The sequence below is a fragment of the Gymnodinialimonas sp. 57CJ19 genome, from assembly GCF_038396845.1.
In the GTDB taxonomy this organism is placed as follows: domain Bacteria; phylum Pseudomonadota; class Alphaproteobacteria; order Rhodobacterales; family Rhodobacteraceae; genus Gymnodinialimonas.
On sequence record NZ_CP151587.1, the window covers coordinates 1,884,362 to 1,909,701 of the forward strand.

The window sequence follows — 25,340 nt, forward strand, 5'->3', positions numbered from 1 at the left end:
TCGTCCGAGCGGTCTGTGCTCAGGCCTTGGGCTTGGTGGCGCATTCTTGGAAGCACCGGATCGTACAAGATCGACAGACAGCGTCTGAGGCCCGCGCGACGGCTGGCCGGATCGCATCTGACTTGTTTGAATGCACGTTTGCAGGGCCCAATACGTCCAGGCAGTGCAGCTGACCAAGAGTTGTGAGAACGCTTGGGTTGGCGGCGATCAAGTGCAAATCTTTCCCATGCGCTCGGGCTCGTCGCGCTTCCGAGAGGATGAAATCTGCCCCGGCCAGATCAATCTTGCCGACACCTTTGAGGTTGAGAATGCAGGTCTTGAAGCCGTCACGCTCCTCCATCTGGCGGAATTCGCGCTCGACATGCTCGATCGAGGCGAAGAACAACGGGCCTTCGATCCGAACAAAGCGGATCTGCGGGCATTGGGGCAGGTCATAGGTCAAGGCATTCATGAAGACACGGCGCCCGTTGACTTCGGTCAATGCACCGACCGCCACCAAAGGGTGCGCACTTTTGTTCAGAAACACCGAGAGCGAGGCCACGACACCGACGAGGATGGCGAACTCAAGACCCGAGAAGATGCCGACCAGGAAAGTTGCGGCAAGGATGAAGGTTTCAGACCGGCTGGTTGCCACGAGGTGGCGGATCTCGCTGAAGTTGATCAGTTTCCAAGCCACGAACAGAATGATTGCCGCCATGGCCGGCACCGGAACGAAGCGCACGAAGGGGGCCAGCACGATCAGGAGAACGGCAAGGATGGCCGCCGCGAAAATCGCCGAGAACGGAGAGGTCGCGCCACTTTCTGCGTTCAAGCCGGAACGGGTGAAAGACCCCGAACCGGCGTAACACTGAAAGAAGCTGCCGGTCAGGTTCGACAAGCCTTGGCCGACCATTTCCTGATTGGAATCGTAGGTTTCACCGCGCCGGATGGCGAAGGATTTGCCAATGGATATTGCCTCCAGCAGACCCACGAAGGCGACCGCAGCAGCTGCGGGCAGGAGCGTGCCGATGGTGCTGAACTGCACCTCTGGAGCGGCGAAAGAGGGCATGACAGCGGCCAGGGGCGAGAACATTGCCACGCCGGTCGCCTCTGAACCGAGCGCCAGGGCGGCAAGGGAGCCGACCACAAGGGCAATAATGTAGCCGGGCAGCTTGCGACTGATGCGGGTAGAGATAATCAACGTGCACAGGGTCAATCCGGCTATGATCACCGCGTTGATGTTGATGTTGCCAAGGTCCGATGTGATCTGCGTAATGCGGTGGATCACGCCCCCTTCGCCACCCGCCAGCCCCAGGGCAGGGCCCAGTTGCGACACGCCGATCAACACGGCGGCGGCAGCGGTGAACCCCACGATCACGGAGTGAGAAATGAAGGCGATCAACCCGCCAAGCCCCGCCAGACCGGCGGTCAGTTGCAGGATGCCGACTAGAAACGTCAGAACCAATGCCAGCGCAATATAGGCCTCGCTTCCCGGCACGGCGAGGGTGCTGAGCGATGCAAACATCACTGCGGAGATCGCGGTCGTTGGCCCCGAGACCATGACCCGAGAGGACCCCCAAAGGGCTGCCACGATTGTCACGATGATCGCAGTGAACAGCCCGTATTCTGGCGGCAGGCCCGCGATGATTGCAAATGCCACCCCTTGGGGCAGCACGATGGTGGCGTTGGTCAGGCCCGCAAAGGCGTCGGCCTTCCAATCTGCCGCAGACCTGCCACGGAACCACGGACGCACCGGTGACAGTCGCTGCAAGGTCTCGCGCGCCGAGGCCATTGGGTCAGGACGCCTTCTGGGCGGGTTTGGCCGCGGTCTCTGGCAGGACGTCGTGCAATTCAGCCTCATTGCGGTAGCCAATCAGGATACCGGCCTTGGCCTCGCCTAGGACCGTGTCGCGCGCGGCGATCCAAGCGTCCGAGCGGGTTGTGCGCTGCGCCGTGCGTCGGGTCCAGTCGAAGAAATGCCGCTCCAATCGGGCCGTCTCATCGGCGTGGGCGGGGTCTGCGCCCAAGTCCGTCAGCTCTTGCGGATCGGTGTCTAAATCAAACAGCATCGGGCGGAAGCCTTCCGCGAAGACGTATTTCCAGCGCCCGTCGAAAAGCATCGTCAGCTTGGCATCCTTGACCTCGACCCCCAGCCTGCGGCGCACATCGCGCATGGAATAGTCGTACTCGGACACGGCGACATCGCGCACATCCTCCACTTGGCCGTGCAGGATGGGACGTAGGGAGGCACCTTCAAGGATATGGGGCACTTCTTCGCCGCCGAAATAGTCAAGGAAGGTGGGCACCAGATCAATCGCTTCCACCAGTGCGGCGGAGGTCATGCCACGCGTGGCGTCGGCCTCGGGGGCGGGGTCCACCACGATCAACGGGATGCGGGAGGAGGCATCGTGGAAGAGCTCCTTTTCGCCCATCCAATGGTCGCCCAGATAATCGCCATGGTCGGAGGTGAAGACGATCATCGTCTCGTCTGTGAGACCTTGGGCATCGAGGAACGCCATCAGGCGTCCCATCTGGTCGTCGATCTGTTTGATCAGACCCATGTAGGCTGTCAGGACGCGGGTGCGGGTGCCGTCATCGCAGAAGGCGCGGCTGACGCGTTCTTCCATGAAGGCGCCATAGACGGGGTGGGGATCGGTGCGCTCGGCCTCGCTGCGTACCGGGTCCAGATGCGTCTCGGGGCCGTACATGTCATGATAGGGCGCGGGCACGATATAGGGCCAGTGGGGCTTGATGTAGCTCAGGTGCAGGCACCAGGGTGTGTCGCCCGCCTCCTGGATGAAATCCATCGCGCGGTCGGTGATGTAGGGGGTCTCGCTGTCCTCATCGGCGGCGCGGGCGGGTTTGTCGGCGTTGTCCATGAACCAGCCGCTGAGGATGTTGCCATCCTCGTCTTCGGCGGCATTGGCGACGGTATCCCATGGGTTCTCGTCGGGGTAGCCCTTGGCTTTCATGTGGGCGTCATAAGCCTTGTTGCGGGCATAGCGGGGGCCGTCGGGGTGCAGGCCGTCGTCACGCTCATAGGGTTCAAACCCGCATTCCGAGACCAGCGCGCCGATGGTGCTGTCGGGAGACAGGCCAAGGCGCTTCATCCCGTCCACGTCGGCGGTCATATGGGTCTTGCCACACAGCGCGGTGCGCACGCCAAGGGGGCGGAGGTGATCGCCCAGGGTCATTTCGCCGACCTTCAGGGGAATGCCATTCCACGTTGACCCGTGAGAGCTGACATAGCGTCCGGTGTAAAACGACATCCGGGACGGGCCGCAGATGGGCGACTGCACGTAGGCGCGGTCAAACAGGACACCGCGTGCGGCCAGCGCGTCGATATTGGGCGTATGGAGGTGGGGGTGCCCGGTGCAAGACAAGTAGTCCCACCGCAGCTGATCGCACATGATGAAGAGAACGTTCTTGGTCATATCCGGGCATCCTTTTTGTCTATGTGGCCGGGGCGAGACCGCCCCGGCCTGAATTTGAATTAGCCGCGGCCGACGTCAGGGATCGTCACACCCAGTTCCTCAAGCGCACGAAGCGCACCGGGATGAAGCGGCATGTTGAGATCGCGCACGGCACCTTCCGGCGTCACGGCTGCAAGCCACGGCGCGCCTTCGCGCATCTCGGCTACGCCGTTGAAGAAGCTGCGCGTCATCTCGTAGACCATCTCTTCATCGGCCTCGTCATTGGTGACGATGCCCACGGTCACGCGGAGCGTCGTGGTGTCTTCCTCGTTCACCTGATTGTCGCCATAGATGCCAGCGGGCAAGGTGCCGAGGCCAAAACCGGGGCGGCCGGCGAGTGCCTGGATGCCCTCGGATTCCAGCTGATCGGCGGGGATGCCCAAGAAGCGGATCTCGTTGGTGACGGCGATCTGCGTCAGAACCGGGCTCGGCGCGTTCGTTGGGTTGCAGTAGATGTCGAGGTTGCCATCCTGGAAGGAGGCCGCGGCGGCGTCCCAACCCAGTTGAACGGCCTCATAGTCCTCACCCGCAACAAGGCCGGTAACGGCTTCAAACAGACGCGACATGGTGGAATAAGCGGCGCCGCCGGGAGGGCCCAGGAAGACGCGCTTGCCAGCGGCGTCGGCCATCGACGTGATGCCGGAAGAGGCATAGGCCGCGATGTGATAGACACCCATGGGGAAGTTCAGAACCGTGCGCAGACGTGTCGCCAGTTCAGGGGCCTGCTCGATGGTCTCGAACATGGCGCGCTGGTTGGACATGAGCGCGTGCAGCGCTGGCGAGGACATGCAGAACGCGGTGCGGCCCATGGCCACTTCCAACACGTGGCGCGTGGCGGCCCCGGTGGCGTTGATCTGGATTTCGTAGTCGTCCAGATCGGCGTTGATGATGTTGGCGAAGGTTGTCATCACCAGGTTGGGGCTGGTGCCGGGCCCAAGCGTCGACATGCGCAGCAGGGTTTGGGCGAAGGCCGAGCCGGGCAACATGCTGGCAGCGGCAAGGGCCGTGGTGCCTGCCATGATGGACCGGCGGGTGAGGTTTGTTGTGGTCATTGATCGGGTCTCCCAGTTTTGATCACGTGGTTTGGTTTTTAACGTTGATGTCCAGCCGGTCGACGTACATCAGCCCAAGGGCGGCGATGGCGGCGATCCAGGACACCATTGGTCCGAAGAAAATCAGGGCAACAGCAAGCCCGAGGCCCACAGGAACCATGTAGGACTTGCCCCGGCGCGGATAGCAGGCACGAGAGATCAGCACGGTGGCGAGCAGGACGAAGAGGATCGCCTGAACCGACTCTGCCAGAGGGAAACCTGTCCCCAATAGAAGCGCGGGTTGGTAGATGAACGCGAACGGGATCACGAAGCCCGGTAGCGCCAGCCGCGAAGCCTCGAACGCTGTGGCCATGGGGCTGGAGCCCGCGATGGGGGCGGCCGCGAAGGCCGCAAGCGCCACGGGCGGCGTAATGGCAGACAGGACGCCAAAGTAGAGCACGAACATATGCGTGTGGACGATCGGCACACCGAGGTTCTGCAAGGACGGTCCCATGACCAGGACGATGATCAGGTAGGCTGGCACCGTCGGCATCCCCATGCCCAGAAGCAGGCACGCGATGGCCATCAGCACCAGAGACAGGATCAGTTGGTCATCGGCCAGGCCGGACAGGAGGGACGCAAACCGCAGTCCCACGCCGGTCATATTCAGCACGCCGATGACGATCCCGACGGCGCCGACGATAACGACAAGTTGCGCCGAGATCAGCCCGGCGGAGCGAACGAACTTCAACCACGCCTGCCCATTGCTCAGCAGGTCGGGCCGGATCGCGAAACCTAGAACGGCGGCAAGCGCGACACCGATGAACCCTGCATAGGCAGGAGAGGAGCCCCCGACCATGGTGATGACAATCCCCGCGAGCGACAGGACGAAAATGCCCATCTGCGTCAGCTCGCGCCAGTTGAAGGTGATGCTCGGGCGCGGCTCTTCCGGCAGGTCCATGTTGCGCGCGGCACTGGAAATCGCCACGAACAGGCCTCCGTAATACAGCAGTGCGGGCACGGCGGCGGCGGCACAGATTGTAAGGTAGGGCATGCCCGTGACATCGGCCATGATGAACGCCACGGCCCCCATGATCGGCGGCGTGATCTGCCCGCCACTGGAGGCCGCAGATTCAACAGCTGCCGCAAAGCGCGCCGTGAAGCCGCGTTTCTTGATCAGCGGGATCGTGATGACACCGGTGCCGACCACGTTGGCCACGGCACTGCCGGAAATGGTGCCGAACAAGCCGCTGGCAACCGTTGCCGCCGCTGCCGGGCCAGAGCGCATCCGGCCCGTAGCTGCCATCGCAAGACGCACCAGAACCACGTCGATGGCGAGCAGTTCAAGTAGCGCGCCGAAGACGATGAAGATCAAGATCGTGGATACAACCGTCGCCATCGGGCGGCCAAATACGCCGTCGAACGAGAACCACAGGACGGTCATCAACTCTTCCGTGGAGATGCCCGCGTGGCGCAGGAAGCCCGGTGCGATATGCCCGAATGCCCCATATGCCAGCAACGTGCCTGCCACGGTGGCCATGACTAGGCCGACGGAGCGGCGCGTCAGCTCGATGACGGCGATCAGGCCCAGAAGGCCCATCCAGATGTCTGCATTGGACAGGAAATAAAGCCCTGTTTCGATTTGTGTCGCAGCTTGGAAGTATTGGTAAACACTAAGGAAAAGCGCGATTGCTACCGCGCTGAGCAGGGCGCGGTCGAACAGGTTTCGGGATCGCCCAAAACCCGACAGGATAATCAGCAGGCCGCCCACCAGCAACATTCCCACCCGCAGGTAGGAATCCGAAAACACGCCGAAGACGGACACGTAAAAAACGACGCCGATCACAAGAAGTGACAACGCAGCGATGACGTATTCTAGAAACGGATTCTTTTTGACGTCTGACACGGTGTCCTCCCTCGCGTGACTGATTTAGCTGCCCCAATCTCCTCATTGGGGCCACCAAACACTTGAGAAACATCTATTGATTGCCGTCGCCCAAGTCGATTTAGTGTTACACTAGGTGGAACGCATTTATGACAAAATTAAATAGATCTATCGAACGCGGGCTGTCAGTTCTTGAAACCATCCATGGGGCCGGGGCCACTTCGCTTGCGGCCCTTGCTGCGCAAACGGGCCTGTCAAAGCCGACGCTGCTTCGAATCTGCGCCACTTTGGAAAATCAGCGCTGGCTGACCCGGCGCAGCAGCGATGGTTGTTATCAGTTAGGCACAGGCTTTCCCAATGCCGGCGGCATGCCTGACCTGGTTGACCGCTTGGTGGGTGTTGCGAAGGAAGATGTCGTGACGCTCACCTCTGAAACCGGGCTTGGGGTGGATCTGGCCGCGGCCATCGGTGAGGGCCGGGTCGAGATTGTGGATACGACGCGGGTGTTCAAGAAACACGGGGTGTATCCCGACGCGGTGGGTTTCCGCCCGTCACCGGTATTCTCGGCTCTTGGACCCGCCTACCTGTCGGGACTTTCGCAAACGGCGAGGCTTCAGGCGCTGAACGATCTGCTGCCGAAGCTGGCGCGCAAGGACGCAGCCGCTTTGCCGCAACTGCCGAAAATTCTGCACGAAGTCGCGGAACGGGGCTATGCGACACGCGCCCCCGGGCATTGGGGCCGGGCGGTTGATTATGGAGAGCTACCCTCTGCCGTCGCGGTTCCGATTCTGGCGGATTCAGAGCCGGTCGGCGCCATCAACCTTGTCTGGAATGCCAACGATCACTCGGTAGAAGCAGTGGTGGAAAAGCATCTTGAACAGCTCCAAACCACTGCAAGGGCAATTGGGCGGAGTTTCGCGGATCAGGCCTGATCGCGGTGCCAGTTAACCAGCTAAAAGGCCGCCGATGTTGCTGACCGATCGGCCCGCGCGATGGCTGACCTTGGCGCGGTTCGCCGTAAGTTCCGTCGCCGCAATAAACTGCGGCGACGGGGTCTGCATAGGGGCGTCGATCACGAGCCCTCCTTTTCAGGTGCCTTTGGCCGGAAGCACGGTGCCTGTGCAGGGGCCAAAGCCAATGCGGTAGCCGTTGCCTTGTGCATGGCCGTGCAGGGCCAGCGTGTCTCCATCTTCGATGAACGTGCGGGTTTCACCGCCCTCAAGCGTCAGGGTCTCCTTGCCGCCCCATGTCATTTCCAGAAGCGAGCCGAACATGCCCTTCTCGGGACCCGAAATGGTGCCCGACCCAAGCAAATCGCCCGTGCGCATGGCACAGCCCGAGGAGGCGTGGTGCGCCAGCTGCTGCGCGGCGGAGTAATACAAAGTGTTGTAATTCGTCTCGCAGATCACCGTGGGCGCGCCGCCGGGGGCGGTCATCGTGACTGACAGGTCGATGTCATAAAGCATCGGCCCGGTGTCCTTGATGTGGGGAAGGAGTTCCTTTTCGCGCTCGGGGGTGTCGCAGCGGAACGCGTGAAGCGCCGCTTTTGTCACAACCCAGGGACTGATCGTGGTGGCGAAGGCCTTTGCTTGGAACGGTCCGAGGGGCTGGTATTCCCACGCCTGAAGGTCGCGTGCGGACCAGTCGTTTAGCAGGACATAGCCAAAGATCATCTCGTTGGCCTCATCCACGCTGATCGGCGCGCCCATTTCCGAGGGCACGCCCACGACCGCGCCCATCTCCAGCTCGATATCGAGGCGCTTGCAGGGGCCAAAGCTTGGCATGTCGTCCTGCGGGCCCTTCATCTGCCCCATGGGCCGGTGGAAATCGGTGCCGGAAACGACAACCGTAGAGGCGCGGCCGTTGTAGCCGATCGGAATATGCAACCAGTTGGGCGGCAGGGCGTTGGCCGGGTCGCGGAACAGAGAGCCGACGTTGAACGCGTGCTGACGGCCAGCGTAGAAGTCCGTGTATTCAGCGACGGTGAAGGGCAGGTGCATAGTGACGCTGTCCATAGCGTGGAGCGCGTCTTTCACGACGTCCTGTTCAGCGCCTTCGCGCAGCAGGTCGGTCAGGGTCTGGCGCACGTCGGCCCAAGCCTCTTTCCCTTTGCCCATGAAGGAGTTGAGCGCGGGCGTGTCAAATCCGTGGTCCGGCAGCAGACCAGCCGATTGCAGGGCAGAAAGGTCTAGAACCTTGTCGCCAATCGCGGTGGCGCAGCGCGGTGTGTCGCCCGCTGAGAATACACCAAACGGCAGGTTGTTGAGGGGGAAGGGGCTGTCCGCGTCATTCGCGGTCTCAACCCAAGAGCGGATCAGATCAGTCATCGGAGTATCCTTCTTGAAGGCTTCAGGAGGCGTCAGGTTGTGTTTCGGGCCGCGCGCGGTCGAATGCGGGCAGGGCAAGGCAGCGCGCCTCGATCTCGGTCAATCGCGCGAAAGGCGTCAGATCGCAGCCCCAGCGATGCGCGTTGTAAAGCTGCGGGACAAGGCAGAGGTCGGCCAGCCCCGGCGCGTCACCGAAGCAGAATGCGGTGTCGTCCCGGATCAGGCGGCTGAGCGCGGTAAAGCCGCGCGTCATCCAATCGTTCATCCAATCTACCGCTTCATCCTGGGAATGGCCCATGGATTTCAACTTGCCCACCACCCTGAGATTGTTCACCGGGTGCACATCCGTAGCCATGGTCAGCGCCGCCGCACGCACCTGCGCACGCGCCACGGCGTCCCCGGGCAACAGTGCCGGATCGGGGTGGGTTTCTTCCAACCAGTCGAGAATGGCCATGGATTGCGTCAGCACGGTGCCGTCGTTCAACACAAGTGTCGGCACGCCTTGGCCGGGGTTCAGCACCGCGTAATCCGGTGCGCGCTGCTCGCCCGCGACCAGATCCACCGGGACCGCCTCATAGGCGATCCCCTTGAGGTTCAGCGCGACCCGCACGCGGTAGGACGTGGTAGATCGCCAATACGTATATAGTTTCATTTCTTGCCCGGCGTGCCATCGAATTTCTTTTCGATGTCCTTCCAGCAATCAATGTAGTCGTCTTGCAGCGGTGCTTCCTTGCCTGCGAACTGGGTCAGTTGCTGGGGAAAGCGGGTCTCGAACATGAAGGACATGGTGTTGTCCAGCTTGTCGGGGCCCAGGTCGGCATTGGAGGCTTTCTCGAACGCGTCACGGTCCGGCCCATGGGGCAACATCATATTGTGCAGGCTGACCCCACCGGGGACAAAGCCGTGCGGCTTTGCGTCGTACTGGCCATATATATTGCCCATCATCTCGGACATGATGTTCTTGTGATACCAGGGCGGGCGGAAGGTATCTTCCATGACCATCCAACGCTCCCGGAACAACACGAAGTCGATATTTGCTGTGCCTTCCTGTCCTGACGGCGCGGTCAGGACTGTGAAGATTGACGGATCGGGGTGATCGAACAGGATCGCGCCGACCGGGCAATAGGTGCGTAGATCATATTTGTAGGGCGCATAGTTGCCGTGCCACGCAACGACGTCGAGCGGACTTTGACCGATCGTTGTTTCGTGAAACTGGCCGCACCACTTCACCGTCACCGTGGACGGAACCTCGCGGTCCTCGAACGCCGCAACGGGGGCTTTGAAATCCCGCGGGTTGGCCATGCAGTTGGCGCCGATGGGGCCGCGGCCCGGAAGTTCGAATTTCTGGCCGTAGTTCTCGCAGACGAAGCCACGGGCAGGCCCTTCGAGCACCTCGACCCGGTAGACGAGGCCGCGCGGGATGATTGCAATTTCCTTGGGTTCAACGTCGATGATGCCCAATTCGGTGGCAAATCGCAGACGACCCTCTTGCGGGACGATCAGCATCTCGCTGTCGGCCGAGAAGAAATATGCGTCCTTCATGGATTCCGTCACGAGATAGATGTGAGAGGCCATGCCGACTTGGGTATTCACGTCGCCCGCCGTGGTCATCGTGCGCATGCCTGTCAGCCACGTAAGCTTCTCGCCCGAATGGGGCACCGGATCCCAACGGTACTGGCCCAAAGATGTGACATCGGGATGGATGTCGGGGGCGGAACGGAAATGCGGCAGATCAATCTTGGTGTAGCGGTGGGAGTGCTTGACCGAAGGGCGGATGCGGTAGCACCACGTCCGCTCGGGCCGCACGTCGGTGAAGGCGGTGCCGGAAAGCTGCTCTCCGTAAAGACCGTAGTTCACCTTCTGCGGAGAGTTCATGCCTTGGGGCAGGGCGCCGGGCAGCGCCTCGGTTTCAAAGTCATTGCCAAAACCGGGCATGTAGCCGGGGGTTACGGTTGAGCCGTCGGCCTGCGTCAGCGTCGATGCGTCCTGAGCGTTCATTTTATCCCTCCAGTTTGCCTTGCACGGCCTGAATTTGGGGCCGCAACCTGGATGCAGGATAGTTGGACGCTACCGGTACCGTCGACATGGCGTTTCACCAAGTGGAACTCTTGAGCAAGCTTGGCGGTCGTGTCGGGATCAAGTTCCGGGGCCGACGTCAGCCGATCCTGGGTCACGGCATCCAGGGAAGCTGTTTAGATGCTGCAACCAAATGATCGACGATCAGGCGAAGCCTTGTGGGTTGAAATCGGCTGGGCGGAAACACCGCAAAGATCTCGCGTTTGGGGAAGGTCGAAAGGTGGGGCAGAACGATTTGCAGATCTTCGGACTTGAGGTGCCGGGCCACATAGAAGATTGGCAAAATCACGATGCCGATATGTTTCAGCGCGGCCTGACACAGGATCTCGCCCGAGTCCGATTTGAAATTGCCTTGCAAGGACACTTGGCCGGTTTCCCCGGCGCTATCGGTATACCGCCATTCATGGGGCCCTCTGTTCCCGGTGAAGGCCAGAACATTGTGATGCGCCAGATCGTCGGGCTGTTGCGGGACCCCGTGCGTCTGGAGATAAGCGGGACTGGCGCATAGCACGAGAGGACAATCAGCCATCCGGCGCGCGATCAGGCTCGTATCCTTGAGCGAGCCGATGCGCACCGCAAGATCAAACCCCTCAGTGGCGATATCGACAAGGCGGTCGTCGAGGCTCACGTCCAGCTCTACCTCCGGGTATTGGGCGGCAAACGACGCGATGGCGTCACCGTAATACTTGATCCCGAGGCTCTGAGGCAGACTCACCTTCAAGGGGCCGCGCGGGCGGGATTTCAACTCGTTGATCTGGTCCTCGGCTTCTTGCAAATCCTCCAGTGCACGGGTGGCACGTTCATAATATATAGCGCCCTCTTCGGTGGGGGAGACATTGCGCGTTGTACGGTTCAGCAGTTTGATTTGCAGGTCGTGCTCCAGGTTCTGTATCTGCTTGGACACAGCGGAACTGGTGATGCCCAAGGCGTTCGCAGCGCCGTTGAAGCTGGCAGCTTTGACCACGGCCAAGAAGACGCCGACGCGTGAAATATGATCCATGTCTATTATCAACCAAATGGAACGAGTTATCTTCCGAGGGGCAGTATTATCAATCAGGTGGTCACGTGCAATATCACTCCCAGAACAAAGCACACATCTGGAGCAAGAAAATGACGAACGAAACTGAACTGAACTACGGCGCCTTCATCACCCGCGTTTCCCTTGGCGTTGTCCTGTTGGCCCACGGCCTCCTGAAACTCCTCACCTTCACGATCCCCGGCACAGTCGGCTATTTTGAAAGCCTCGGCCTGCCCGCGATTGCGGCATATCTGACGATCTTCGCCGAACTCGCGGGCGGGACCGCTCTGATCCTGGGCCTCTATTCCCGGATTGTTGCCCTGTTGTCGCTCCCGCTCCTGATCGGTTCGGTCTGGGTCCACGCCGCAAACGGTTGGCTGTTCAGCGCGCCCAACGGCGGTTGGGAATTCCCCTTGCTGTTGGTAGCACTTAGCGTTGCTGTCGCGGTTCAGGGCGGCGGTGCGTTTGCGCTTCGCAAGTTGCCGATTGTGGACGGTTTCATCCCACAAAGCCTGAAGGCCTGATTGTCGGCGACAAACCCGTTGTACGGAAAGCAAATGCCATGACCAAGCTACTTATGTTCGCCGGAAGTGCGCGCAAAGCCTCGACCAACAAGAAGCTCGCAGCCTTGGCTGCGAGCACCGCCAAAGCGGCGGGGGCAGAGGTCACTTTGATCGATCTCGCGGATTTCGTCATGCCGATTTACAACGGCGATATCGAAGCGGCCACGGGCCTGCCAGAGGCCGCAAAGCGCCTTAAACAGTTGTTTGTGGACCATGACGGGTTCTTCATCGCGTCGCCGGAATACAACAGCTCTGTCGCGCCTTTGCTGAAGAACGCCTTGGACTGGATCTCGCGCCCGCACACGGAAAGTGAGCCTGTCTTGTGGGCCTTTTCCGGCAAGGTTGCGGCCCTCGGATCCGTCGCGCCCGGTGCTCTGGGTGGTTTGCGCGGCCTCGTTCACCTTCGGATGATCCTGGGCAATATCGGGGTCACTGTCGTGCCCGCCCAAGTCGCTGTTTCAAGTGGGGCAACTGCGTTTGACGGAGATGGCGCCTTGGTCACGGAGATGCAGGCGAAATTCCTTGAAACGACCGTGACGCAGCTGGTCGAGACTTCAACGGCGTTGGCGCGCAAATCGTAGCGCTCAACGTCCACTCTTTCGAAAGGAATGACAAAATGACACTTCACTAAGACATCACTCACCAAGATACCCTGAAGCTGACCCGCCGCCCTGCCGACGCGCGTGGCAAAGCGGACTTCGGCTGGCTCAAGTCCGCCCATAGTTTCAGCTTCGGTGAATACTACGACCCGGCCCACATGGGCTTCGGCAACCTGCGCGTCATCAACGATGACCTTGTCGCCGGGGGCAAAGGCTTCGGGCAGCACCCGCACAAGAACGCTGAAATTTTCTCCTACGTCATGGGGGGCGCGCTTGCGCACAAGGATAGCATGGGCAACGGCTCGGTCGTGGACGCCGGTGGCGTGCAATACATGAGCGCAGGGTCGGGTGTGACCCATTCCGAGTTCAACCCGTCCGAGACTGACGAAATGCGGTTCTTGCAGGTCTGGCTGCTGCCGGACGTGCAGAACACAGCGCCTGCCTACGACACCATTGATCTCTCACCTGCGGACAAGGACGGCAAACTGAAACTGTTCTTGTCCCACGACGGGCGGGACGGTTCCATGGCGACACAGGCTGACGCCAGCGTCTATGCGGCCACTTTGCGCGGCGATCAGTCGTTCACCGCCGATGTGCCTGCGGGCCGCAAGGCCTGGGTGCAGGTGGCAGACGGGGCGTTGACTGTGAACAACGTCGCCCTGTCAAAAGGCGACGGGCTTGCGATTGAAGGCGATGGGACGCTGACGTTTGCAAATGGGGCTGACGCCGAAATCCTGTTCTTTGATCTTGCTGCCTGATGACGGTGACATGCAAGGGTAGGCCCGCCTCGGACCCGAGGCGGGCTTTCGCGCGTTCGGCTTAATTCTCGGACACGGCCGCCCTTAGCGCCTCCAGAAACGCGATGCTCGCCGGGGATAGGCTTGCCTCGCCCCGATGCGACACGCCGACCGAGCCCGCACCGAACGGAACGTCCCAATCAATCCGCGTTAAAAGGCCGTTCTCGATATCCAACGAAGGGACGTGCTCAGGCATCAGTCCGATGAAGTCACGGGTTCGCAAGAGCGCCCGGTTCGCCAAAAACGAAACTGACTCCACAGCGATTGCGGGTGCGTATTGCTCCCGTTTGACAAAGTACTGATCGACCTGGCGACGCAGCGTGGTTTCCAACGGCGGCAGAATCCATGTGAACCGTTTCAAGTCTTCAAACGTCACGCCCGTTTTGCCGGCCAACGGATGTTTCGGTCCCGTCACCGCAAGCACCTTTTCGCCAAACAGCCGTTCCTGCACCAGCTTCGAGCGGTGCCGCAAGTTGGGCAACCTGCCAAGCACGATGTCGATTTCGCCAGCCAGAAGCGCCGGCATCAACGCGTCGTTTGTCCCCTCGACAACCTTGATCATCACTTTTGGTCGGGTCCGCAGCACCGACTCGATCGCCGTTGGCAACAGCTGCGACGACGCCGCCAGAAGCGTCCCGATGACGACCCTCCCGCTGTTGCCCACGTTGAGGTCGTCCAATTCCTGCGCGGCATTGGACACTTGCGAGAAGATCAATTTGCCGTGGCGGATAAGGGTCTCTCCAAACACCGTAGGGAGGGCGCCGCGGTTGGTGCGGCGGAACAGCTTTACCTCAAAATCCAGCTCAAGATCCTGAATCATCTTTGTTGCTGCCGGTTGGGATATGCCGACCTCGGTCGCCGCGTTCTGTATGTTTCCATGCTGACCGACGGCGATCAGCAATTGCAATTGGCGCAACTTCAGCCTTGTGAGTGCGCGTTCAACGATGCGGGAATGGTGTGGTGCCATTGGGGGTCCTCGGGGATGCGCCTGGTCTCTCTGAAAGGGTAAGATGAATTCCATCTGATATACAATTAACGAATAGCAACATAGGGCTGATTCATGTGGCGTTCAGGCCCGCCCTTGGTGCTATCTTCTTCAAAGTCACAGCGGATTGCGCGACAGCAGGAGCCAACGTCATGAAATACGAAAAGCACCAGGCCAAAGCCTATTCGCGGGAAACCATGCGCGGCATCTGGGCGGCGGCGTTGAACCCGTTTGACGACGACCTGAACCTTGATGAGGCCGGGCTGCGTCGAAACATCCGCCACTGGATCGACGATCTGGGCATTCAGGGCCTGTTCGTCGCGGGCAAGCAGGGCGAGTTCTGGTCGATGTCGATGCAGGAACGCAAAGACAACATGACGATTGCGGCTGATGAATGCGGCGACAAAGCCGGGACGATCATGTCGATCTCGGACCAGAATGTGAACAACGTGCTGGAACTGGGCTATCACGCGCAGGAGTGTGGCGCGGATTACGTGGTTGTGCACGCGCCGATGCTGAGTTTTGCCAGCGACCGCGACGAGCTGCTGTATAACTATTACAAGTACCTCTGCGACCGCCTGGATATCGGCATCGCGATGTGGAGCCACCCTGACAGCGGCTACCTGATGCAGCCCGAGACCTGCGCCCGCATTGCGGAATTGCCCAACATCATGGCGGTGAAATACTCGGTCCCGCGTGCGATGTACGCGAAGCTGACGGAAATGGTTGGCGACAAGATCCTTGTTTCCACCTCGGCCGAGCCCGATTGGCTGGACAATATCGAGGAGTTGGGCTGGCAATTGTACCTCTGCTCCTCCCCGCCGTACCAGATTCAGACGGCCAACGATTTGCGGATGCACGAGTATACGGAATTGGCCTTTGCGGGTAAGTTCGATCAGGCGCGCAAGGTGCGCGACAGCCTCGATCCCGTGCGCGACGCGATCCACCGCACCAAGCCGGGCGGCAAGCCGACGGCGCACGGCAAATACTGGCAGGAGCTGTTGGGCCAGACCGGCGGCCGCGTACGCCATCCGATGCTGGAGCTGACAGAGGCCGAGAAGTCTGCGACCCGCGCGGCGTTTGCATCCTGTGGTCTGAAGCTGTGATGCCACGCATTTGTTATCGCGAAGGTGAATAGCTCGATCACTGATCGAAAGTGTAGCTGGGGGTCACCGTATCTTCGGCAGAAGGGAGGATCTCATGTCACGACTAGCCGCATTCAATTTCAAGCAGTGGATTGATGAGCACCGCCACTTGCTCAAGCCGCCAGTGGGCAACCAGCAGATCTGGGAAGACGCGGACTTGATGGTGACCGTCGTGGGCGGCCCCAACAAGCGCACCGATTACCATGACGATCCGGTGGAAGAATTCTTCTATCAGATTGAAGGCGACATGGTCCTGAAGCTCTATGACGGCAAGGAGTTCTATGACGTGCCGATCCGCGAGGGAGAGATCTTCCTGCTGCCGCCCCACGTCCGCCACTCGCCGCAGCGCCCGCAAGAGGGCTCCATCGGCCTGGTCGTCGAACCCAAGCGCCAGACCGGAGAATTCGATGCCATCGAGTGGTATTGCTTCGAGTGCGGCACGCTGGTGCATCGCGCCGAGTTGCAGCTGGAATCCATCGTCCGCGACCTGCCGCCCGTCTATGAAGCCTTCTATGAGTCGCAAGAGGCGCGGACCTGCCCCAACTGCAACGCCGTCCACCCCGGCAAAGAGCCGCCTGAGGGCTGGGTTACGCTCTGAAAATTCCCCAATTCCCTGAAAGCACCCGATGACTGATTTTGCCAAGACCCGCGCCATGTTCGACCTGCCCGAAGGGGTGATCTACCTCAACGGCAACTCGCTGGGGCCGATGCCCAAGGCCGCGCCCGATGCGATGAACGAGTTCCTGATGGACGAATGGCGCACGGAGCTGATCCGAGGCTGGAACACCAAGGATTGGTTCATGCAGACCAATACGCTCGGCGACCGGGTGGGCAAGCTGATCGGCGCGCCCGCAGGCACCACGGTGGTCAGCGACACGCTGTCGATCAAGGTATTTCAGGCCGTCGCGGCAGGTATCGCACTGGTGCCGGACCGCAAGGTGATCCTGTCGGACAACGGCAACTTCCCCACCGATCTTTACATGGTCGAAGGGCTGATGAAGCTGAAGGACGCGGGCTATTCCCTGCAGATCCCCGACCCGGAGGACGTGCTGGACGCGATAACTGAAGAGGTCGCGGTGGTGATGATCACCGAGGTTGACTATCGCACCAGCCGCAAGCACGACATGAAGGCCATCGTGGAGAAGGCCCACGCCAAGGGCGCCGTCGTTGTCTGGGATTTGGCGCACTCCATCGGTGCGGTGCCGGTGGACGTGGCGGGCACAGACGTCGATTTCGCCGTCGGCTGCACGTATAAATATGTGAACGCAGGCCCCGGTGCGCCGGCGTTCATCTATGTGGCCAAACGCTTGCTCGACGTGGTCGAACCGGCGCTGTCGGGCTGGTACGGCCACGAGGCGCCCTTTGCCTTCGACACATCGTTCCGCCCCATGCCCGGCAAGATCGACCGGATGCGCATCGGCACGCCGTCGATTGCGGCTTTCTCCTTGCTCAAGGCGGCGCTGGATGTCTGGGACGAGGTCGACATGGACGACCTGCGCGCCAAGTCGATTGAATTGTCGGAACTGATGATCGCCGAGGTCGAGAAGCGCTGCGAGGGCGTCAGCTTTGCCGGCCCCCGTGATCCGCACACCCGCGGCAGTCACGTCGCCTTCCGGTTCGAGCACAGCTACCCGCTGATGCAGGCGCTCATCGCCAACGGTGTGATCGGCGACTACCGCGAGCCCGACATCATGCGCTTCGGCATCACGCCGCTGTTCATCAACGTGGACGACATCCACAAGGCCGTCGACACGATGGAGCGCATCCTGACCGATGAGGTCTGGAAACAGCCCGAGTTCCAGCACCGCTCCCGCGTGACCTGAAGCACCATGGCAAAGCGTCCGCCAAATATCCTGTTCATCATGTGTGATCAGCTGCGGTTTGATTACCTGGGCTGCTATGGGCATCCGACCCAACGCACGCCCAACATCGACGCATTGGCGGCGCAGGGCGTGCGCTTCACCAACGCCTACGTGCAATCGCCCGTCTGCGGCCCTAGCCGGATGAGCACCTACACCGGGCGCTATCCGCGCAGCCATGGCTCCACCTGGAACTCGTTTCCCCTGCGTGTGGGTGAGATGGGCATTGGCGATTATTTGCGGCCCCTCGGTGTGCGCACGGCGCTCTGCGGCAAGAGCCACGTGGTTCCCGATGGGGAGGGGATGGAGCGCCTGGGCGTGGACCGCACCACCGCCGAGGCCAAGTTAATGGAGCAGGCGGGGTTCGAGTTGTGGGACCGCATGGACGGCGTCCACCCCGCGAAAGGCCGCGCGCCGTCGCACTACAACGACCACCTGCGCGCCAAGGGGATGGAGGGCGAAAGCCCTTGGGAAAGCTGGGCCAACGCGCCTGAGGGTGACAAGGGTGAGGCGCTTTCCGCCTGGCATATGGAGCATGCCAACCGCCCCGCCAAATGCCCCGAGGAAGATAGCGAAACCGCCTATACCACAGACCGCGCCATGGCGTTCATCGACGACGCGGGCGATCAACCGTGGTGCCTGCACCTCAGCTACATCAAGCCGCACTGGCCTTATGTTGCCTCCGCCCCGTACCACGACATGTATTCCGAGGCCGATGTCATTCCCGCCCATAGATCCGAGGCGGAACGCGAGAATGCCCATCCGTTTCTCGCCGCGTTCCACGACACCCGCGTGGCGAAGGTGTTCAACCAGCCCGGCGTGCGCGAGCGGGTGATCCCGGTCTACATGGGGCTGATCACACAGATTGACGATCATATCGGTCGCCTCCGGGCGCATCTGGAGGCGACGGAGCAGGCCGACAATACGCTGATCGTCTTCACTTCGGACCACGGTGATTATCTGGGCGATCATTGGCTGGGGGAGAAAGACCTGTTCCACGAATGCTCGGTCAAGATCCCGCTGATCGTCATGGACCCGTCTCGCGACAGCGATGCCTCGCGCGGCACCGTCAGCGATGCGCTGGTCGAATCCATCGACCTGCTGCCCACCTTCATCGAGGCCTGCGGCGGCGAGGTTCCCGACCACATCATCGAAGGTAAATCCCTCAAGCCGCTGCTGGCGGGCGACACCACGCCGCTCCGCGAGTTCGTGATCTCGGAGTTCGACTATTCAACCCGCATCGCCCGCAAGACGCTTAACATGCCCATCGCCGATTGCCGCACGCAGATGGTCTTTGACGGGCGCTACAAGCTGATCAACATCACCGGCTTCCGCCCGATGCTGTACGATCTGCATGAAGACCCGGACGAGTTCACCGATCTCGGCACGCACCCGGATTACGCACAGACGATTACCCGCCTGCAAGGGCATCTGTTCGACTGGGCGCTCCGCCACCATTCCCGCGTCACCATGTCGGACGCCGCCATCGAGGCCGATTTCGGCTCCGAGGCGCGGGTGGGCATTTTTATAGGCGTCTGGGACGAGGCTGATGAGGCCGAAATCCACGCCGCGGGCCATTCCAATTACTAACGCAACGCAAACTCTCACCCGTGAGGATACCATGTACGCCTATCCAGATCTCCAACTCTATATTGACGGCAAATGGCGCAAGACGGCGGAGGATATGCCCGTCGTGAACCCCGCGACAGGGCAGGAGATTGGCCGTCTGCCAAGCGCTGGAAAGTCCGATCTGGAAGATGCCATGGCAGCCGCGGAAAAGGGTTTCCGCATCTGGCGCGATACCGCGCCCAAAGAGCGGGCCGATGTTATGATGCGCGCGTCAGCGCTGCTGCGCGAACGGCAGGAGGAAATTGCCCAGTCGATCACCGCAGAGCACGGCAAACCACTGGATCAAGCGCGCCTTGAAGTCATCCGAGGCTGCGAATTCTTCGAGTGGGACGCGGGCGAGGCGACACGACTTTATGGCCGGGTCATCCCTTCGGCCCCTGACACCAAATACACCGTCCACCATCGCCCGCTGGGTGTCGTGGCGGGTCTGTCGCCGTGGAATTTCCCGATGAGCCAGCCCGCGCGAAAGGTGGCCGGTGCCATCGCTTCGGGCTGCTCCATCATCCTGAAGGCTGCAGAAGAAACCCCCGCTGGTGCACTGCACATTGCGCGGGCCTTCCACGACGCAGGACTGCCCGCGGGGGTCCTGAACCTTGTATTCGGCGAGCCCGCGATGATCTCGGATTACCTGATCCGACAGGATGCTGTGCGTCTTGTGGCGTTCACTGGGTCCACCGCCATTGGCCGTCAGCTGACGACGTTGGCGTCCGAGCATATGACGCCGGTGCTGATGGAATTGGGCGGCCACGCGCCGGTGATTGTCTGCGAAGACACCGACGTGCAAAAGGCCGCGATCAGCGGGGCTGTACGCAAGATGCGAAATGCGGGGCAGGTCTGCACTTCGCCGACGCGGTTCTTTGTCCATGAGAGCATCTTTGACGAATACGTCGAGGCTTTCGTCAAGCGGGCCTCGGAAACAAGGGTGGGTGACGGTACCGAGGACGGCGTGGAAATGGGGCCGCTGGCCAATGAACGCAGGGTGCCCATGCTGATGGGCCTGGTGGAGGACGCCCGCGCCAAAGGTGCAACTGTCGCCACTGGTGGCTCTGCGATGGATCGCGCCGGGTACTTCATGGAGCCCACCGTTCTGGTAAACGTGCCCGACGATGCGCGCGTCATGCAGGAGGAACCATTCGGTCCGCTGGCCGTGATCAATTCGGTGGCGTCCCTGGATGAAGCGATCGAGAAGGCGAACTCTGTGCCCTTTGGCCTTGCCGCTTATGGGTTCAGCAACCGTGCCGATTATATTGATCGAATGGCGGAAGGGATCGAGGCGGGCAACGTCTCGTTCAACACGCTCGAAGCCTCCCTGCCGGAAACGCCATTTGGGGGCGTCAAATCAAGTGGTTACGGGCGTGAAGGCGGTACAGAAGGACTGCACAATTACACCTACGTCAAGAACATCTCCCATAGCATGAAGATCCTATGAGGCATTGGACGTGCTGGGCGACACCCGGGGCGTGGCAAGGTCGAAGTGCCGCCGATTGACGCCCCGGTAAGCCGTCAGAATTTGACCAGACGGCTCGATTGAATGCGGAGTTCTCCAGCCTTGAAAGAAGGTTAATGACGAGTGAGGTCCAAGGCTGAGTAGCCGGGCCGCCATCGCCTACGTTACTGCAACTACTGCATGGCCCGTCGCAGCGCCCATTTTCAACATTTTGCTGATCGGGCTCTGGACGGTTGCGTTGGGCACGGTACTTGCCTCGAAGGCCATCCATCCTTGAGGTGCAAAACAGAAACGATGATCCTTGCGTCGTCGGTATGCTTGGGCCGCATATCGGCCATTCCAGCGGGGCATTTGCTTGCCTGCGTCCCGGCCTATATCCAACACAGACGGTAGTTCCCACGATGGCGTCGTGGGCATTTGCCTTTACTCACACATCCTGAACGCCCGGATTTGAACAGCCATTCTCAGTGGCTGTTTTGATGCTTGGAGGTTCTACGATGATGTATGATGCAAACCCACGTTCCGGTGCACCGTTCGCAGGTCTTCAGGCCAATGCCGGAATGCTCTTCATGATCGGTGCGATGCTTCTGCTTCCGGTTGGTGACACATTCGCCAAACTCCTAAGCGAAACACTGTCGCCCGTCGGCGTGACCATGTGCCGGGTTCTGGCACAGGCTGCGTTTCTTGTGCCAGTGGCCTATCTGCTTCGCCACCGCCTGAAGGGCGCGATGTTTTCGCCCATTATTGCGGTGTCGGGTCTTTTGCTCATCATCTCGCTGACCAGCCTGATCTCCGCCTTCGCCGCCATGCCCATCGCCACGGCCATCGCGATCTTCTTCGTGGAGCCGTTGATCCTGACGGTTCTGGCCGGCGTATTGTTGGGTGAAACAGCAGGTCCGCGCAGATTGATAGCCGTCGGGGTCGGCCTGATCGGTGCGATGATCGTGATCCGCCCGGGGTTCTCGGACTACGGGTGGGCGACGGCCTTGCCTCTGATCTCTGCTTTTGCCTACGCCCTGAACATGGTCGTCCTGAAGGTTGCAACCGTCACACGTTCGGGCCTGACGGTTCAATGCGGCTCGACGGTCTATGCATCTTTGGGACTGGTCGTTTTGGCGGTGGTATGGGGCAAAATGGGTGGCATGGATCTTGTTCCACAATGGGGCGACACCACGACCATGTTCTACATCATCGGTGCAGGTGGGGCGGCGGCGATCAGTTTCGTGATGATTGCGGAAGCCTACCGCTCGGCGGATGCCACGGCACTGGCCCCGTTCCAGTATCTTGAGATCATTATGGCGACGGCCCTGGGCTTCCTCATCTTCGGTGATTTCCCGGATATGCTGACATGGGTGGGTATCGCGATTATCCTTGGGTCTGGCATCTACGTCTTCCACCGGGAAGGGCGGTCAGACACCGCCGCTCCGCGTCGGAAGCGTGCCAGTCGGTGATTTATCCCCGCCGGTTCCAGCGGCCCTATGGGGGAGGTTGTATCCCGGCCAGTGCGGCGCTGCTTATCGCGGTGCAAGGCCGCGAAAGCAATCCACCGGTGCGGCGGCCGGAGCCAACGTCGTGATGCTGACCGGACCGTGATCCCCCAAGCCTTCGGCGAGAAACAATTGGACAGCCGCAATCGCTTGTATGGGGTTCCTTTTTGGCTTCGCACTAGGGCACATTCTGTAGGACCTAGGAGAAGGACGCCGAAAGCGAATGTTTGACCGAACGGGCCTATATGTGCTGCCTCTGTTTCTGGGACTGTTGTTCTTCGCAGCCTCATTGACGCCGACGCTCATCCCTCGAAGCTGGCTGGTGCAGGGTGCCTTGGGTGGCATTGTCATGGGCATCGGCTACCTGATGGGGCGGTCCATGATAACGCTTTGGCGGTTGCTTGATCTGCCCGAGTCTACGGGGAAGCCGGTTTTGATCGCGCGTATCGTGGTCGGCGTACCTGTCACGATTATCTTCGTTTTGTGCCTGCTACAGGCCCGCGACTGGCAGAATGGCATCCGCGCCCGTATGGATATGGACCTCGTGGACAGCACCCATACCGTGCAGATGATGTCGCTGGCTGTGGCCGTGTTCGCGCTGCTCGTCTTGATCAGCTACGGCTTGAAATGGCTCTTCGACCGGGTTCGGTTCAGGCTCTATCGCTACATGCCCGCCCGTACGGCAAACGTCGCCGGACTTATGCTGACGGTGCTTCTCGTCGTGATCGTGACCCGCGATGGCCTGCTGGACCGTGTGATTAATGCGCTCGATAACTCGGTCACCCTTGCCCAGAACCTTTTCGATACAGCACCCCCGATCCCGGAAGGCACTGTCACCGGGGGCGAAGCATCCCTGGTGGATTGGGGGGCTTTGGGGCAACCGGGGCGCGACTTCGTGCTGAACGGACCAGATGCAGAGGATATCGCAGCCCTCACCGGACGCGACGCAATGGATCCGATCCGCGTTTACGTCGGCCGCGCGCAGGCCGACACGCCGCAGGAACGGGCAGACATCGCCTTGGCAGAGTTGCAACGCCAAGGTGGGTTTGATCGAGAGGTCATGGTGATTGCCCTGCCACCCGGGACCGGATGGTTGGATCCCGGCGCGATGGACCCGGTGGATTACATGCACAATGGTGACATCGCGACAGTCTCCGCCCAGTATTCCTACATGCAATCGCCGCTTGCTCTCATTCTGGAGACCCGGTCTGGCCTTGATCAGGCAGAGGCGCTTATCAGCACGATCCATACGTACTGGCGTGACTTACCCCAGGATGCTCGACCACGGCTCTACATCCATGGGCTCAGCCTTGGGGCGTGGTCGTCGATGCACGGTACCGATTTGTTTGCGCTGCTCGATGATCCTATTGACGGAGCGATGTGGGCCGGCCCGCCGTTTCCGTCGCTGATGTGGCAGGGGATTGTTGCTTCCCGGGAACAGGGAAGCCCCTACATCGCCCCCAATCTGGGCGACGGTCGTCTGGTTCGGTTCGCATCCCATTATCAGGATGCAGGCGGAGCCGATGGCTGGGGTGATATGCGGATCGTATTTCTGCAATACTTCAGCGATCCGATCGTGTTCTACGAGCCGGCATCGCTGTGGAGGGCACCCGCCTGGATGAACGAGCCGCCGGGGCCAGATGTATCACCTGATCTTCGGTTCATGCCGATCGTGACGCAGTTCCAACTGGCCGTCGATCTGGCCTTGGCCAACACAGCCCCCGCCGGTCATGGCCATGCCTACTATGGCCGCGACTATGTTGGACCATGGGTTGCGGTGACAGACCCCGCGAATTGGACGGATGCAGATACCGCGCGGCTTATGGCCCATTGTGATGCGGGATTTCAGGAAGGATGCGATCATGACTGACCCGACCGCCACAAAAATCGGCGCGCGCATCGCCCGGATTGAGCATAATGCCCACGGCGTCATTTATGGCTCTATCACCGTGTTGGCGTTGCTGTTGGCGATGGGGCATTCCCACGATGGCCCGATCCAGACGGCGGGAATCCTGTTTGGCTCCATCTTTGCGATTGTTCTGGCTGAGACATTTGCCAAGATTTCCTCGGACGCGGTCGCGTCCCGTCGGGTTTTCGGTTGGGCCGAGGTGCGCCTCGGCTGGCAGCACAGCCGCCCCACGCTGATCGCGGCCAACGTGCCGACGCTGTTGGTCGCGGGTGCTGCGACAGGGATCTACGGGTTTGATGTCGGCGTGGGTCTGGCAGAGGTTGCAGCCATCGCAATGCTGTTCGTCTACGGCTATTCCATCGGCTTGGTGATCTACCAACGCGTGGTTCCCGGCCTGTTGCACGCGGCATTCACTGGCGGGATCGGGTCGGCATTGGCTGCGGTGAAATATCTCCTTCATTGAACGACCGACCATGGCAACGGACCGTAACCCTCAGCGCCCTGCACCCGTCAGCGTATCGGCCAAATCGCTGAAGTGGGGGCCATCGCCTCAGGTGCGGGCATCAGACACCGAGCTATGGGGGCGGAATACTCCCGACGGGTCGGCGCAGAGCCACCGGCGAAGTTCAAACTAACGGACCACCACCTGTCGCCTGCGCGTGGTCTGCGAGAGCATTTTCGAGCTTCTGAATGGCATGACTACGGGTCGCAAAATATTGGCGGCTTACCGGGATCGAGGCTTTCATGGACCAGATATCCACAAGCACTCTTGCGAAGGCGGGGTCACCTGTGAAGGCGTTGTCCAAGCAATTGATCGCAATGCCAATGTTAGAATGATGGTGCGGGCGGCGGGACTCGAACCCGCACGGGCACAAGGCCCAACAGATTTTAAGTCTGGTATGTCTACCAATTCCATCACGCCCGCAGCAGCCATAGCCCTACCGATGTGTTGAGAGGATGACAATGCAGGAGCGTCAGCAAAAGGTGCTACGCGCCCTAGATTGGGGATAGGGCGCGTAGACTTTGCAATTTACTCGATTACTGATCCGCCACGTACTCAGCGGAACACCTTTATGGTACGAGATGCTTAACCTAAGGTTAAAACGGAATTGATAATCGTCCTGTCAGAAT

The 25,340-nt window shown here is 60.7% G+C and carries 22 protein-coding genes and 1 tRNA gene; 12 read left to right on the top strand and 11 right to left on the bottom strand.

Features of this window, described 5'->3' with window-relative positions:
• Positions 1-19: 19 nt before the first annotated feature.
• Genes AADW23_RS09265 through AADW23_RS09280 form a run of 4 tightly spaced genes read right to left on the bottom strand, consistent with a single transcriptional unit; the run spans position 20 to position 6,389 of the window.
• Positions 20-1,771, bottom strand: coding sequence for a SulP family inorganic anion transporter (locus tag AADW23_RS09265; protein WP_341864217.1), 1,752 nt, complete (start codon positions 1,769-1,771; stop codon positions 20-22).
• Positions 1,772-1,775: 4 nt separating this feature from the next.
• Positions 1,776-3,413: an alkaline phosphatase family protein gene (locus tag AADW23_RS09270; protein ID WP_341864218.1), complete on the bottom strand. Its 1,638-nt coding sequence runs from the start codon at positions 3,411-3,413 to the stop codon at positions 1,776-1,778.
• 59 nt (positions 3,414-3,472) lie between these two features.
• The gene (locus tag AADW23_RS09275) at positions 3,473-4,504 is read right to left on the bottom strand and encodes a TAXI family TRAP transporter solute-binding subunit (RefSeq protein WP_341864219.1); all 1,032 of its coding nucleotides are present in this window, start codon (positions 4,502-4,504) and stop codon (positions 3,473-3,475) included.
• A gap of 22 nt (positions 4,505-4,526) precedes the next feature.
• Positions 4,527-6,389 carry a TRAP transporter fused permease subunit gene (locus AADW23_RS09280; protein ID WP_341864220.1) on the bottom strand — a complete coding sequence of 621 codons (1,863 nt, stop codon included), beginning with the start codon at positions 6,387-6,389 and terminating at the stop codon, positions 4,527-4,529.
• Positions 6,390-6,517: 128 nt separating this feature from the next.
• Between AADW23_RS09280 and AADW23_RS09285 the strand changes: the two genes are divergently transcribed.
• Positions 6,518-7,300, top strand: a complete 783-nt coding sequence (locus tag AADW23_RS09285; protein WP_341864221.1) for a helix-turn-helix domain-containing protein — start codon at positions 6,518-6,520, stop codon at positions 7,298-7,300.
• Positions 7,301-7,312: 12 nt separating this feature from the next.
• Here AADW23_RS09285 and AADW23_RS09290 read toward each other — a convergent pair whose 3' ends face one another.
• The 5 genes from AADW23_RS09290 to AADW23_RS09310 form a co-directional block, all read right to left on the bottom strand.
• The gene (locus AADW23_RS09290; RefSeq protein WP_341864222.1) at positions 7,313-7,444 is read right to left on the bottom strand and encodes a hypothetical protein; all 132 of its coding nucleotides are present in this window, start codon (positions 7,442-7,444) and stop codon (positions 7,313-7,315) included.
• Between the two features lie 12 nt (positions 7,445-7,456).
• Positions 7,457-8,695 carry a fumarylacetoacetase gene (fahA, locus tag AADW23_RS09295; protein WP_341864223.1) on the bottom strand — a complete coding sequence of 413 codons (1,239 nt, stop codon included), beginning with the start codon at positions 8,693-8,695 and terminating at the stop codon, positions 7,457-7,459.
• A 22-nt stretch (positions 8,696-8,717) separates the two neighbouring features.
• Positions 8,718-9,347 carry a maleylacetoacetate isomerase gene (gene maiA, locus AADW23_RS09300; RefSeq protein ID WP_341864224.1) on the bottom strand — a complete coding sequence of 210 codons (630 nt, stop codon included), beginning with the start codon at positions 9,345-9,347 and terminating at the stop codon, positions 8,718-8,720.
• Positions 9,344-10,693, bottom strand: coding sequence for a homogentisate 1,2-dioxygenase (gene hmgA / locus AADW23_RS09305; RefSeq protein WP_341864225.1), 1,350 nt, complete (start codon positions 10,691-10,693; stop codon positions 9,344-9,346). The genes maiA and hmgA overlap by 4 nt, the downstream gene beginning before the upstream one ends.
• Positions 10,694-10,865: 172 nt before the next feature.
• A complete protein-coding gene (locus AADW23_RS09310) occupies positions 10,866-11,771 on the bottom strand; it encodes a LysR substrate-binding domain-containing protein (protein ID WP_341864226.1) in 906 nt (301 codons plus the stop codon).
• 110 nt (positions 11,772-11,881) lie between these two features.
• On the opposite strand from AADW23_RS09310, the gene AADW23_RS09315 reads away from it, so the two are divergent.
• The 3 genes from AADW23_RS09315 (at position 11,882) to AADW23_RS09325 (ending at position 13,709) form a co-directional block, all read left to right on the top strand.
• Positions 11,882-12,313 (top strand): DoxX family protein, encoded by a 432-nt coding sequence (locus tag AADW23_RS09315; protein WP_341864227.1) that lies wholly within the window; start codon positions 11,882-11,884, stop codon positions 12,311-12,313.
• A gap of 38 nt (positions 12,314-12,351) precedes the next feature.
• Complete coding sequence (locus tag AADW23_RS09320) at positions 12,352-12,933, top strand: NAD(P)H-dependent oxidoreductase (protein ID WP_341864228.1); 582 nt, start codon at positions 12,352-12,354, stop codon at positions 12,931-12,933.
• 77 nt (positions 12,934-13,010) lie between these two features.
• Positions 13,011-13,709, top strand: a complete 699-nt coding sequence (locus tag AADW23_RS09325; RefSeq protein WP_341864310.1) for a pirin family protein — start codon at positions 13,011-13,013, stop codon at positions 13,707-13,709.
• Positions 13,710-13,770: 61 nt separating this feature from the next.
• Here AADW23_RS09325 and AADW23_RS09330 read toward each other — a convergent pair whose 3' ends face one another.
• Positions 13,771-14,769 carry a LysR substrate-binding domain-containing protein gene (locus AADW23_RS09330; protein ID WP_341864229.1) on the bottom strand — a complete coding sequence of 333 codons (999 nt, stop codon included), beginning with the start codon at positions 14,767-14,769 and terminating at the stop codon, positions 13,771-13,773.
• A gap of 116 nt (positions 14,770-14,885) precedes the next feature.
• Between AADW23_RS09330 and AADW23_RS09335 the strand changes: the two genes are divergently transcribed.
• From AADW23_RS09335 to AADW23_RS09370, 8 genes are all read left to right on the top strand, one after another.
• The gene (locus AADW23_RS09335) at positions 14,886-15,839 is read left to right on the top strand and encodes a dihydrodipicolinate synthase family protein (protein WP_341864230.1); all 954 of its coding nucleotides are present in this window, start codon (positions 14,886-14,888) and stop codon (positions 15,837-15,839) included.
• A 94-nt stretch (positions 15,840-15,933) separates the two neighbouring features.
• Positions 15,934-16,476 carry a 3-hydroxyanthranilate 3,4-dioxygenase gene (locus AADW23_RS09340; protein WP_341864231.1) on the top strand — a complete coding sequence of 181 codons (543 nt, stop codon included), beginning with the start codon at positions 15,934-15,936 and terminating at the stop codon, positions 16,474-16,476.
• 28 nt (positions 16,477-16,504) lie between these two features.
• A complete protein-coding gene (kynU, locus tag AADW23_RS09345) occupies positions 16,505-17,701 on the top strand; it encodes a kynureninase (protein WP_341864232.1) in 1,197 nt (398 codons plus the stop codon).
• Between the two features lie 6 nt (positions 17,702-17,707).
• Entirely contained in the window at positions 17,708-19,327 is a 1,620-nt protein-coding gene (locus AADW23_RS09350) for an alkaline phosphatase family protein (RefSeq protein ID WP_341864233.1), read from the top strand.
• A gap of 31 nt (positions 19,328-19,358) precedes the next feature.
• A complete protein-coding gene (locus AADW23_RS09355; protein ID WP_341864234.1) occupies positions 19,359-20,795 on the top strand; it encodes an NAD-dependent succinate-semialdehyde dehydrogenase in 1,437 nt (478 codons plus the stop codon).
• A 515-nt stretch (positions 20,796-21,310) separates the two neighbouring features.
• Positions 21,311-22,264, top strand: a complete 954-nt coding sequence (locus tag AADW23_RS09360) for a DMT family transporter (RefSeq protein WP_341864235.1) — start codon at positions 21,311-21,313, stop codon at positions 22,262-22,264.
• A gap of 259 nt (positions 22,265-22,523) precedes the next feature.
• Positions 22,524-24,170 (top strand): alpha/beta-hydrolase family protein, encoded by a 1,647-nt coding sequence (locus AADW23_RS09365; RefSeq protein ID WP_341864236.1) that lies wholly within the window; start codon positions 22,524-22,526, stop codon positions 24,168-24,170.
• Positions 24,163-24,672 (top strand): hypothetical protein, encoded by a 510-nt coding sequence (locus AADW23_RS09370; protein ID WP_341864237.1) that lies wholly within the window; start codon positions 24,163-24,165, stop codon positions 24,670-24,672. Before AADW23_RS09365 ends, AADW23_RS09370 begins: the two co-directional genes overlap by 8 nt.
• Before the next feature lie 374 nt (positions 24,673-25,046).
• On the opposite strand, the gene AADW23_RS09375 is transcribed toward AADW23_RS09370, so the two are convergent.
• Positions 25,047-25,134 (bottom strand) — tRNA-Leu (locus tag AADW23_RS09375).
• Positions 25,135-25,340: the final 206 nt, after the last annotated feature.

Bases quoted from the DNA above. Each gene is read 5' to 3' on its own strand.
- AADW23_RS09265 (WP_341864217.1), bottom strand. From the start codon at position 1,771: ATGGCCTCGGCGCGCGAGACCTTGCAGCGACTGTCACCGGTGCGTCCG.
- AADW23_RS09270 (WP_341864218.1), bottom strand. From the start codon at position 3,413: ATGACCAAGAACGTTCTCTTCATCATGTGCGATCAGCTGCGGTGGGAC.
- AADW23_RS09275 (WP_341864219.1), bottom strand. From the start codon at position 4,504: ATGACCACAACAAACCTCACCCGCCGGTCCATCATGGCAGGCACCACG.
- AADW23_RS09285 (WP_341864221.1), top strand. From the start codon at position 6,518: ATGACAAAATTAAATAGATCTATCGAACGCGGGCTGTCAGTTCTTGAA.
- fahA (WP_341864223.1), bottom strand. From the start codon at position 8,695: ATGACTGATCTGATCCGCTCTTGGGTTGAGACCGCGAATGACGCGGAC.
- maiA (WP_341864224.1), bottom strand. From the start codon at position 9,347: ATGAAACTATATACGTATTGGCGATCTACCACGTCCTACCGCGTGCGG.
- hmgA (WP_341864225.1), bottom strand. From the start codon at position 10,693: ATGAACGCTCAGGACGCATCGACGCTGACGCAGGCCGACGGCTCAACC.
- AADW23_RS09310 (WP_341864226.1), bottom strand. From the start codon at position 11,771: ATGGATCATATTTCACGCGTCGGCGTCTTCTTGGCCGTGGTCAAAGCT.
- AADW23_RS09315 (WP_341864227.1), top strand. From the start codon at position 11,882: ATGACGAACGAAACTGAACTGAACTACGGCGCCTTCATCACCCGCGTT.
- AADW23_RS09320 (WP_341864228.1), top strand. From the start codon at position 12,352: ATGACCAAGCTACTTATGTTCGCCGGAAGTGCGCGCAAAGCCTCGACC.
- AADW23_RS09330 (WP_341864229.1), bottom strand. From the start codon at position 14,769: ATGGAATTCATCTTACCCTTTCAGAGAGACCAGGCGCATCCCCGAGGA.
- AADW23_RS09335 (WP_341864230.1), top strand. From the start codon at position 14,886: ATGAAATACGAAAAGCACCAGGCCAAAGCCTATTCGCGGGAAACCATG.
- AADW23_RS09340 (WP_341864231.1), top strand. From the start codon at position 15,934: ATGTCACGACTAGCCGCATTCAATTTCAAGCAGTGGATTGATGAGCAC.
- kynU (WP_341864232.1), top strand. From the start codon at position 16,505: ATGACTGATTTTGCCAAGACCCGCGCCATGTTCGACCTGCCCGAAGGG.
- AADW23_RS09350 (WP_341864233.1), top strand. From the start codon at position 17,708: ATGGCAAAGCGTCCGCCAAATATCCTGTTCATCATGTGTGATCAGCTG.
- AADW23_RS09355 (WP_341864234.1), top strand. From the start codon at position 19,359: ATGTACGCCTATCCAGATCTCCAACTCTATATTGACGGCAAATGGCGC.
- AADW23_RS09360 (WP_341864235.1), top strand. From the start codon at position 21,311: ATGATGTATGATGCAAACCCACGTTCCGGTGCACCGTTCGCAGGTCTT.
- AADW23_RS09365 (WP_341864236.1), top strand. From the start codon at position 22,524: ATGTTTGACCGAACGGGCCTATATGTGCTGCCTCTGTTTCTGGGACTG.
- AADW23_RS09370 (WP_341864237.1), top strand. From the start codon at position 24,163: ATGACTGACCCGACCGCCACAAAAATCGGCGCGCGCATCGCCCGGATT.